Origin of the sequence: Sutterella parvirubra YIT 11816 (assembly GCF_000250875.1) — a bacterium.
GTDB lineage: Bacteria > Pseudomonadota > Gammaproteobacteria > Burkholderiales > Burkholderiaceae_F > Sutterella > Sutterella parvirubra.
Map to the genome: position 1 here is coordinate 1 of NZ_JH604957.1, position 10,372 is coordinate 10,372.

The 10,372-nt window shown below is 66.3% G+C and carries 8 protein-coding genes; 5 read left to right on the top strand and 3 right to left on the bottom strand.

Annotated features, from left to right (window positions below):
- Positions 1-229: 229 nt before the first annotated feature.
- Positions 230-1,414 (bottom strand): porin, encoded by a 1,185-nt coding sequence (locus tag HMPREF9440_RS05235; RefSeq protein ID WP_008542186.1) that lies wholly within the window; start codon positions 1,412-1,414, stop codon positions 230-232.
- Between the two features lie 229 nt (positions 1,415-1,643).
- Between HMPREF9440_RS05235 and HMPREF9440_RS10545 the strand changes: the two genes are divergently transcribed.
- The 5 genes from HMPREF9440_RS10545 (at position 1,644) to HMPREF9440_RS05260 (ending at position 7,687) form a co-directional block, all read left to right on the top strand.
- Positions 1,644-2,339 (top strand): Fic family protein, encoded by a 696-nt coding sequence (locus HMPREF9440_RS10545; RefSeq protein WP_050816136.1) that lies wholly within the window; start codon positions 1,644-1,646, stop codon positions 2,337-2,339.
- Between the two features lie 218 nt (positions 2,340-2,557).
- On the top strand, positions 2,558-4,318 hold the full coding sequence (locus HMPREF9440_RS05245; protein ID WP_008542188.1) for a flavocytochrome c: 1,761 nt from the start codon (positions 2,558-2,560) through the stop codon (positions 4,316-4,318).
- 374 nt (positions 4,319-4,692) lie between these two features.
- A complete protein-coding gene (gene dnaA, locus HMPREF9440_RS05250; protein WP_008542189.1) occupies positions 4,693-6,066 on the top strand; it encodes a chromosomal replication initiator protein DnaA in 1,374 nt (457 codons plus the stop codon).
- Positions 6,067-6,328: 262 nt separating this feature from the next.
- Positions 6,329-7,135: an aspartate dehydrogenase domain-containing protein gene (locus HMPREF9440_RS05255; protein ID WP_008542191.1), complete on the top strand. Its 807-nt coding sequence runs from the start codon at positions 6,329-6,331 to the stop codon at positions 7,133-7,135.
- Between the two features lie 129 nt (positions 7,136-7,264).
- Positions 7,265-7,687, top strand: coding sequence for a helix-turn-helix domain-containing protein (locus HMPREF9440_RS05260; protein ID WP_008542192.1), 423 nt, complete (start codon positions 7,265-7,267; stop codon positions 7,685-7,687).
- 160 nt (positions 7,688-7,847) lie between these two features.
- Here the strand turns inward: HMPREF9440_RS05260 and greB are convergent, their stop codons facing one another.
- Together greB and HMPREF9440_RS10550 are read right to left on the bottom strand one after the other, a co-directional pair.
- Positions 7,848-8,426 (bottom strand): transcription elongation factor GreB, encoded by a 579-nt coding sequence (gene greB, locus HMPREF9440_RS05265; protein ID WP_008542193.1) that lies wholly within the window; start codon positions 8,424-8,426, stop codon positions 7,848-7,850.
- Positions 8,423-9,850: a TetR/AcrR family transcriptional regulator gene (locus tag HMPREF9440_RS10550; RefSeq protein WP_008542194.1), complete on the bottom strand. Its 1,428-nt coding sequence runs from the start codon at positions 9,848-9,850 to the stop codon at positions 8,423-8,425. Before HMPREF9440_RS10550 ends, greB begins: the two co-directional genes overlap by 4 nt.
- Positions 9,851-10,372 lie beyond the last annotated feature (522 nt).

The following is a 10,372-nucleotide window of genomic DNA, read 5'->3' on the forward strand; positions in this document are numbered from 1 at the left end:
TATTACACGTTATTCCCTTACTAGTCCTGAGCGTCGGGAGTGGCGTCGAAAAGTCTCAGAAGTGCTCGATGACGAAAAGCCCCCGTCCTCCGCCCGGCCGATCGGAAAAGGCTGTGCCGGGAAGAAGGAACGGGGGCTTGGCGTAAGCGGTCGGAGGACCGTGGAGGACTGCGCGGCACCCGGAAGGCGCCGGCCTCCGATCACTCCAAGATCACGCGGCGGGAAGTGATCAGAATCGGTGCACCATGCCGGCCACGAGTTCGGTCGCGGTGGGCTTCGCGCCCTCGACGACGTTCGAGGTGTCCTTCAGCCACCCCGCGCCCGTGTAGAGCGTCGTGCGCTTCGAGAGGGCGTGGGTGTAGCCGAGACCCAAAGCGATGCGGTCCGTGTCGGCGATGTCGGCGCCCGTCGTGAAGACCTGGTCGGCCTTCGCGTCCATCCAGCCGATGTTGGCCTTGATGGTGCCGGCGCCCACCGGCACGTCGACGCCCAACTGGAGCGAATAGCCCTTGTAGGAAGCCTGCTTGTTGATGGACGAGACGGCCCCGAAGTCGTGCCCCTGGAATTTCGCCCCGGTCATGCCTTCGAAGACCATGCCGGAGGCGTAGAGCTTCGCCGCGCCGAAGTCGTAGGCGCCGCCCAGCGAGAAGGCGAGCGAGTCGTCGAGGTCCTTCCCCAAGGTGTTGGAAGGCACCTTGTTCCCGTAGAGGATCGAATCGAGCACGGCCGTGACGTGCAGATTCCCCTGCGTGTACGTGGCGCCCAAAGACCAGACGCGGTCGGTCTCGGGACTGTTTTCTTCAAGGTCCTTGACGTTTGCCGTCACGCTGTCGACCTTCATCGAGTACTGGGCGTGGAGCTGCAGACCGGCGAAGGTCGGGGGCGCGTACGTGACGGTGTTGTCGGCCGAACGGAAGTCGCCCGGCATCACGAACTTGGAACCGGCGATGTAGCTCCCCCAGGAGTTCGAGAACGGGTTCAATTTGCCGGCCCAGATCCCGGTCGTCCCGAAGCCCGAGCGCAGGAGCCCCGAGCGGCCCATCGTGAGCTTGCCGTAGGGGCCCGAGATGGTCACTTCCGCGGCGCGGTGAAAGAGCCGCCCGCCGATCATGCTGCCGTCGTCCGAGGACGACATGTTTTCGAGCAGGAAGCTCACGCCCCAGCCGTTCCCGAGGTCTTCGCTTCCGCGAAGCCCGAAGCGCGTCGGAATCATCTGCGAGGACTTTTCAGAAAACGAATCCTCGGCGTCGACGCCCTTCTGATCGGCGTCGGTACGGGTGTAGTTGAAGCCCGTGTCGATGATCCCGTAGATCGAGACGGAGGCGGCGTGGGCGGGCTGAAGCGCAAGCATCCCGAGCGTGAGCGCGGCGAGCGCAGTGGAGGCGGCGAGGGCCTTCGGGGCGAAGTTGGTCATGTTGTTGGTCTCCTGATCGTGGTCGGTCGTGCCGGGCGGTGAAGTCTGGAGCGGGTAGGGCCTGCTTCAGACTTCTCCGGGTCCCCCGGCACGGTTCCCCGAACGGTAGCCCGGCGACCTACGCGCGTAAGGGAGTCGGGAGACTCAGCGAAAACCCTGCGGGGGAGGGATGGAGGCCGGCAGAGGAGGGGTTGAGAGGGACTGTTCGGGGCTGAAGCCGCTTCCTACAATGGACGGAAGACGCGCGGCGCTCACCGCCTTCCGCGCGAACCTCCCCGAGATCACGGCAGCGGCGCTGCGGCTCTTCGAGGACCTCCCCGTGACGGCGGACGAGGTGCGGGCCGTAAGGGATGGCGAAGCCTTGAGCAGTATCCATCATCTCGACGGTGTCGGCCGCCTCCAGGTCCGCAACTTCCATGACGCCGCCGAGGGGCTTCTCGGGATGGATGCCTTCCGGTTGGACGCCGACCACCTCGCGGCGCTTCACGCCGCATGTGCCCGTGAGGACGCACTCACCTGGGGCGTCTTCCGCACCTCCCCCGTGACGATCGCGGGCTCGGACCGGTTGCCGCCCGAGCCTGAAGACCTTCCCGGTCTCGCCGACCGGGGCTTTCGGTTTCTCCGCGAGGCCGTCTCAGACCCCCGCGAGCGCGCCGTCGCGGCCTTTCTCTTCACGGCGCGCTCGCAGTTCTTCTTCGACGCCAACAAGCGCACCGGTCTGTTGGCGATGGAGGGCGTCCTCCTGGCGGCGGGATTTCCGCCGCTCATTCTCCCGGCTGACGAAGCCGGTGCCCGGAATCCGGAAGGTGCAACCGGCTTCTACGCGCGTCTTCGGGACTTCTACCGCACGGGCGACGCCGCGCCGATGATGCGGTTCTTCGCGAAGCGCGTGCGGGCGGTGACGGGTCACCGCGCCAAGGCGTGACCGCACCACCCTTGGGAAAGTCCCGTGGAAACCCGCCCGAAGAGCGGCCGAGAATGACGTAAGGAGAAGAGGCGCGCAGAAGCGCGCGGAAGACTGCGGAAGAGCCCGGAAGGACTCCCCGCGAACTTCACGCGGCGTTCGGCCGAGGGACCAGTACGGACCGAACGGATCTGCCGCCCTCACGACCGGGCTCCCGCCCGGTCAAGGAGAAGAGGACCATGCATCAACGCACAACCATCGCCGCCGCCCTCACGGCGGCGCTCGCCCTTTCAACCACCGTCTTCGCCGCCCCCGTCACGACGGAGGGGACGGCCACGGGCCGTCACGGTGACCTCACGGTGGCCGTCACGTTCGACGGCGGCAAGATCCGGAAGATCGACATCGTGAAGGAAAGCGAAAACCCGATTCTGGCCGGCAAGGTCTACACGGAAATGCGCGATGCGATGGTCGCTGCGAATTCCGTGGAGGTCGACGCGGTAACGGGAGCGACGTTGACGTCGAACGCGCTCCGGAGCGCCGTGGCGGCCGCGTCGGAGAAGGCCGGCGTGAAGCTCGCGGCGGCGCCCGTCGTCGTGGCGCGCAAGGCGCGCGTTCCCGAAAACCTCGTCTACGACGTCGTGGTGATCGGTGCCGGCGGCGCGGGCTTTGCCGCGGCGGTGTCGGCCCACGATGCGGGGGCCAAGGTCGTGATGCTGGAGAAGATGCCGACCGTGGGCGGCAACTCCCTCATTTCGGGAGCGGAATACGCCGCGGCCGACAACTGGGTGCAGCGAAAACTCGGCATCACGAACGACTCGGTCGAGCTCCATTTCCAGGACACGATGAAGGGCGGCGACAACTTGGGCGACCCCGCCGTCGTGCGCACGATGGTAGAAGGGGCGCTCCCCACCGCCCGGTGGCTGGTCGATACGATCGGCGTCGAATTCCAGGAGGACAACGTCTTTCACTTCGGCGGCCATTCGGTCAAGCGCTCTCTCATTCCGAAGGGGGCGACCGGCGCCGAATTCATCACGAAGTTCATGGCGGCGGTGGAGAAGCGCAGCATCCCCATCTACACCGACACCAAGGCGACCGAGTTGGTGAAGGACGCCTCGGGCCGCGTCGTCGGCGTCAAGGCGACCCTCGAAGGCAAGGACTACACCTTCGAAGCCAACCGCGGCGTCATCATCGCGACGGGCGGCTTCGCGGCGAACGTCGAGATGCGCACCGAGGCGAACCCCTTCTACGGCGCGGGCTTCAAGACGACCAACTCGCCCGCGGCGATGGGTGACGGCATCCGCATGGGCGTCGCCGCCGGGGGCGTGGCGGTCAACATGGACCAGATACAGACCTATCCGATGTGCGACCCCGTCTCGGGCGCGATCGAACTGATCGACGACGCCCGCTTCGAGGGCGCGATCCTCATCAATCAGGAGGGGAAGCGCTTCGTCGAAGAGCTCGAGCGCCGCGACGTGATGAGCAAGGCGATCCTGGAGCAGACCGGGAAGTACTGCTACGCGCTCTTCAACGAAGCCGTCGAAAAACGCTCGCACGCGATCACGCACCACCAGGACGAGGTCGAAGTCTTCACGAAGACCGGCATTCTCAAAACCGGGAAGACCCTGGACGAGGTGGCCGCGGCCTTCGACATTCCCGTCGAGAACCTGAAGGCGACGGTCGCGCGCGTCAACGAAGCCGCGAAGACCGGGAAGGACCCCGACTTCAACTACCGCGGCAAGTTCTCGGACCTTTCGACCGGTCCCTACTGGATCTACCGGGGTGTGCCGTCCGTGCACCACACGATGGGCGGGCTGAAGATCGACACGAAGGCGCACGTTTTGGACAAGAACGGCAAGCCCGTGCCGGGACTCTGGGCCGCGGGCGAAGTGACCGGGTCGACGCACGGCTCGAATCGTCTCGGCAGCAACGCCTACACGGACATCATGGTTTTCGGACGGATCGCGGGTGAGGAGGCCGCGAAGGCTGAACCCGTGAAGTAGACCGACTGAAGCAGGACAGGGAATGGGGCTCCGCGCTACGCAGACGGGGCCCCTTCCTTTTCCTCACGTCGGGAAGGCGGCCTGCGGACACCGAACGTCCGTCAGACCGGGCTCGAAGAGCCCTCAAATGTTGAAAAGTCTGTGGGCATGATGTCGGCATCCTGTCGGCAGCATGTCGGCACCCAGTGGACGGGCTGTGGGCATCCCGTCGAACGGGTGGTGGAAAACGACCATTGGAAACACCATATGTGGTGTCGATACCGTGAATATGCCATCCGTTGTGGGTTTCCCGGGCATCTTTGGTACAATATCGAAACTTCGCAGGCGGGCTCGGCCCGCTTTTTTCGTCTTCATTTCAACCCGGGCCCCTTTCCATGAACGACTTTTGGACCGCATGTCTCGAGCGCCTCAAGGAGATTGTGGCGGCCACGCCGAGCATCTACCGGCTGTGGATCAGCACGCTCACGGTCGTGGATTGGAATCCGAAGACGGGGCGCCTGAAGCTCGCCGCGCCGCAGCAGAAGGTGCAACTGATCCGCCAGGCCTACACGAAGATCATCCAGCAGGCGGCGGGGACCGTCGCCGGCCGCACGGTCACCGTGACCTTCGTCTCGGAAGAGGACGCCGAGAAGCAGGAGGCGCCCGCCGCGCCCGCGCCCGCGCCCGCGCGCGCCAAGGGGAAGGCCGCCACCGACCGCGAGTCGATGGGGTTGATTGAGCGCTTCACGTTCGACACGTACGTTTCGGGGTCCGCCAACCAGCTCGCGGTGGCCGCCGCCCAGCATGTGGCGTCCACGCCCGGGCACAGCTACAACCCGCTCTACATCTACGGGGGCGTCGGTCTCGGGAAGACCCACCTCATGCAGGCGATCGGGCACAAGTACCTCGACCTTCACCCCTCGGCGAAGGTCCGCTGCGTGACCGCCCAGAACTTCATCAACGAATACACGCAGGCCGTGCGTGAGTCGGGCGCGAAGGGGCCGGGCGTCCTGGAGCAGTTCGACGAGCGCTACCGCAACCTCGATCTTCTTCTGATCGACGACGTGCAGTCGCTCTCGGGCGCCAAGGGCTCTCAGGCGCAGTTCTTCCGCGCGTTCGAGGCGCTCGTGCCGCACAACAAGCAGGTGGTCTTGACGTCCGACACGTACGCCCGCGGGCTCAAAGACATCGAGCCGCGCCTCGTCTCGCGCCTCGCGCAGGGCCTGACCGTCGCGATCGAGCCGCCCGAATACGAAATGCGCCTCGCGATTCTTCAGAACAAGGCGCAGCGTCTCGGGATCGACTTTCCGACCGACGTCGCGAGCTTCATCGCGAAGCGTCTGAAGTCGAACATCCGTGAACTCGAAGGGGCGCTCCAGCAGGTGGTGGCGTACCTCCAGTTCCAGCCGCAGGACGAGCGCATGATCACGGTCGACATGGTGAAGCGCGTGCTCCGCGACCGCCTGGAGGCGTCCGACGGCTACATCACGATCGAAGCGATCCAGAAGACCGTCGCCGACTACTACAAGTTGAAGGTCGCCGACATGCACTCGAAGCGCCGCCCCGCGAACATCGCGCGGCCGCGTCAGATCGCCATGTACCTCTCGAAGCAGATGACGAACAAGTCGCTCGTTGAAATCGGCGAGAGCTTCGGCGGGCGCGACCACGCGACGGTGCTCCACGCCGTGCGGAAGATCGAGCAGGAGCGCGCGAGCAAGGCGGATTTGAACCACGAACTCCACGTGCTGGAGCAGATGATCCGCGGGTGAGACCGGGCGGACGTTCAAGGACGGATTCGAAGAAGAATCCGAAGAAGAATCCGAACGAGAAGGGGTGGACGAATGTGCCGCCCCTTCGCCGCATCCGGGACCTGGGTTTGCGTCTCGGTGCGCCTCGCCGCTGCACCCCCTGATTGCCTAGCTACCTGACGCCCGAGCGCTTCCGCGCCCGCGGCGAGGCGTATGATCTCCGGAAGCCCGGTCATCCCGGGCGGATCAGGACCACACCCGTCACCTTCGAAGAGACCACACCATGAAGACCATTGCCGTACTGGGCGCGGGCGCGCTCGCCAAGATCGTCGTGCGCGCCGTCGCGGAGCGCTTTCCCCACGACTACCAGGTCGCGGCGGTGGCGGCGAGGACCGCGGCCCACGCCGAAGCGCTCGCGGCGGAAGTGGGTGCCGCGGCCGAGACCGACGCCGAGGGGCTCCTGCGCCACCGGCCCGACCTCGTGATCGAACTCGCGGGTGGCGGGGCGCTCAAAGCTGAAGCGCTCCGGATTCTCGAGGGCGGCGCGGATCTGGTGGCGGTGTCTGTGGGCGCCTTCGCCGACCGGGCGTTCCTCTCGGAAGTCGAAGCCGCCGCGAAGCGGCTCGGACGCCGCGTCTACATCCCGAACGGCGCCGTGGGCGGGTTGGACCTGCTGCAAACCTACGCGATGATGCCGGGCGCGGCGCTCGAGATCGAAAACGTCAAGGCCCCGAAGAGCCTCGCGGGCGCGCCGGGGCTCGAAGGCCGGGTGCTCCGCACCGAAGGTCCCGACGAGGTGGTCTTCGAGGGCGGCGTCGCGGACGCGATCGCCGGGTTTCCGAAGAACGTCAACGTCGCCGTGGCGGCGAGCCTCGCCGCGGGCGTAGGGGAGGCGGCGAAAGTGCGGGTGGTCTCGCGCCCGGGGGCGGCGGAGTCCGTGCACCGCGTCCGCGTCTCGAACGCGCAGATGCACGCCGAACTCTCGATCGCGTCGAAGCCCGACCCCGCGAACCCGAGGTCGTCGACCTCCACCGCCTGGAGCGTGGTGGCGCTCTTGAAGCAGATGGCCTCGTCCGTGGTGTTCTTCTGATGGGGCGGATTGGGCCCACAAGGTCTTGAGGCGCTTGAAGATTCAGGGGGCGTGCAGGCCGTCCGCCGGGCTCGGCATTCGCTTCGACCGTATTGCCCGGACTGCTCATCCCGCAGCGCTTGAGGCAGAATGGTCCCTGAACACGAACGCTTCAGGAAGCTCCCGATGCCGAAGACCGCCAACCACGCCGCCTCCGCCAACCGTGCCGTCAGGCCCCTCAACGCCGACGAGAAGCTCGCCGTCGCCATGCTCGTGAACCGCGGGCGCCCCGCCGCCCAAATCGCGCGGCAGCTCGGCATCTCCGCCGCGAAGGCGGAGCTTTGGGCGAAGAAGTACAGGAACGCCGAGGCCGAAGGCAGGTTGGTCTTCTTTGAGGACGACGAAGGCGCCGTGAGGCCCGAGGCCGACGCGGACCTCGATCCGCCCGTGCTCATGACGTCCGCGGAGGAGAAGGCGTGGCTCGAATACCGGGTGAGGCGCGCCGAAGCGGAGTTGACGCTCCTGAAGAAGTACGACGAGTACCTCGACGAACAGGCTGACCCGGCGGTATGAGGCCGACAGGCCCGCGCCTCATGCCCCGACTTCTCACTGCCCCACGCCTCCAAGAAACCGAAACGCCGCCAGGAGTCTCCCCCGCGCGGCGTTTCGTTCATTCCCCGGTCAGAGGATGAGGGTCAGGGCCGACACCCGTACCGGTTTTCGTCTCCGTCCGTCACTCGCAGTGCCGTCCCTCCGGATAGGGGGGATCGTTGACGTACGTCACCTCCAGGATCTCGAGTTCGTCGACGCCGGCCGGCTTCGACGCGGTGGCGGGGGTGGGGAGGCGCACCTCGTCCCCCTCGCGGTGCTTCAGAAACACGCGCGCAATGGGGCTCACCCAGCTCACGTCGCCCTTCGAGACGTCCGCCTCGTCGATCCCCACGATGCGGATCTTGTGTTCGTCGCCCCTCTGGTCGCAGTAGAGCACCGTCGCGCCGAAGAAGATCTGGTCGGTCGCGGGGCGCGAGCCCGGGTCGACGACTTCCGCCGACTCGATCCGCTTGTTCAGAAACCGGATGCGACGGTCGATCTCGCGCAGACGCCTTTTGCCGTACTGGTAGTCCCCGTTTTCCGAGCGGTCCCCGTTGCTCGCCGCCCAGGAGACGACGTTCACCACCTCGGGGCGCTCGACGTTGACGAGGTGCTCGCGCTCGTCAAGGAGCCGCCGGTAGCAGGGCGGCGTCATGTAGTTCTTCGTGTTGGGCGGAAAACCGGGAAGGGTCACTTCGTCGTCATCGTCGCGTTCGGTCATTCGACGGTCTCCTTCTTCGCGGTCTTTCCGGCACCGATGAGCGACGCGCGGGTCTTGCGGGAGCGCTTGGGCTTCGGCGCGGCTTCCCCGGATTCTCCCGTCTCAGCCGTTTCAGCCGCTTCACCGGCTTCGGCGGCGGCCTTCGCCGCCTCCTTCTTCGCGCGGTATTCCTGCGCGCGGAGTTCGCTCCCCAGGGGCTTCGCGAAGGCGCCCTCGGCGTTCGCCTTGGGGGCGATCTTCGTGACGCAGGACTTCGGGGTGCGCTTCCTCTTGGGGGCTTCGGCGGCCTCGGCAGGCTCCGCAGCCTCCTCAACCGTCACCGCTTCAGGCGCGGCGTCTTCAGCCTTCTCCTCGGCCTTCGTTTCGATCTTGACTTCAGGTTCTCCCACCGTCTCTTCAACAGCGGCCACCTTGGGAAGGACGTCTTCCAGACGCACCGCCGCGCGGGCGGCCTCTGTCACGTCGGACTCAATCCCGCGGGCCGCGGCGACCGCGGCGGAGAGGGCCTCCGCCTCGCGGAAGACCTCATCGGCGTCAACGGCGTCAACAGTCTCCGCAGCCTTCTTCGTGCGGGTCTTGCGGGTGCGGGCGGGCTTGGCTTCGGTCTCCGCAGCAACGGCATCAGCCGCATCCGCAACACCGGTGAGCTTCCCCAACGCGTCGAAGTCCAGAGCCGAGAAGTCGTACCCGGCCGCGGGCTGCGCCACGCGGTCCTTGAGGGCGCGAAGGAGCGCGCGCTCAAAGCGCGCCTGGCGCACGACCAGGGCGTCGGCGATCCATCCCGCGGCGCGCTCCACTTCGGCGCGGATGCGCGCTTCCGTGGGGACGAGCGAGGGGTTGGCGAGGCACTCTTCGACGAGCCCGCCCTTCAGGAGGTTGATGTAGGAGCGGGCGGCGTCGATCAGTTCCTCGTCGGGAAGATCGACGTAGTCGCGCATCACGCGCGCGAAGCACACCCAACTTTGCATGACGCCTTCGCGCCAGTACCATTCGCCGATTTCGTGGAATCGCGTCGTCTCCGAGAAGATGAGGCGAAGAAGCCCCTGCGCCCGGCGGTTCGTCATGTGTTCGAGGAAGATGCGCCCGAAGGTGAGGAGCTCTTCGTCGAGTGTCAAGCCCTTGCGGCCTTCCTGCACGTAGCTCGAATAGACGTCGTCCACCGTCATCTGAAGGCAGGCGAGAAAGAGCCCGTGCTTGTTCTTGAAGCACTGGTAGATGAGGCTTCGCGAGCCCCCGGCGCGCGCGATGATCTCGCGGATCGAGGTGCGCTCGTAGCCCACCTCGATGAAGAGGTCGGCGGAGTGCATGAGGAGCGCGCGGCGGCGGTCGAGACCGCGCTGCGTGAGGGGACGGGACGCGGGGGCGTCGGCCGGTTCAGAGGCTTCGGCAGTTTCAGGCGCGTCGGTGGTGTTCTGTTCGGGCATGAGGGAGAACGTTTGTCCAATGTGGGGTGGCGGAAATCCGTCCCGGCGGCCGGTTGGAGAAGAAGGCACGGCGGGCGCTTTGGAAGCGCTCGACGGTGTTTGAAAAAAGCTCAACATCCGGCCGCGGACGGGCTGATGCCGTGGAGCATAGCGCAAAGCCGATGAGGGGACGCCGGGAGAACGGCGAAAGGGCGTCCTTTTGCGTTTCAATTCATTGAAAGACGGGGATCTCTGTGGTTTCGGCGCGTCGGGCGGGCGTTCTCTTTTTCGCGGGGCTTCTGCGGGTACTCCCGAGGGGCGCCCTCCGGCATCCGCGCGGCGTCCGTCACCCGCCGTCACCACCCGCACGCCCCGGTCCGCCCCAAATGGCTGCGGGGGCGGCCGGACCTCTCGTCCGACCGCCCCCGCTTCTCCAGTGCCGCGCGTGGTGAGACCGACGCGGCGCGGAGAGTCCCCGGCACCATGCACGCCGGGGAGAGCGGATCCATGACCCCTTAGGAACAGTAAAGAAATAAAATTTAC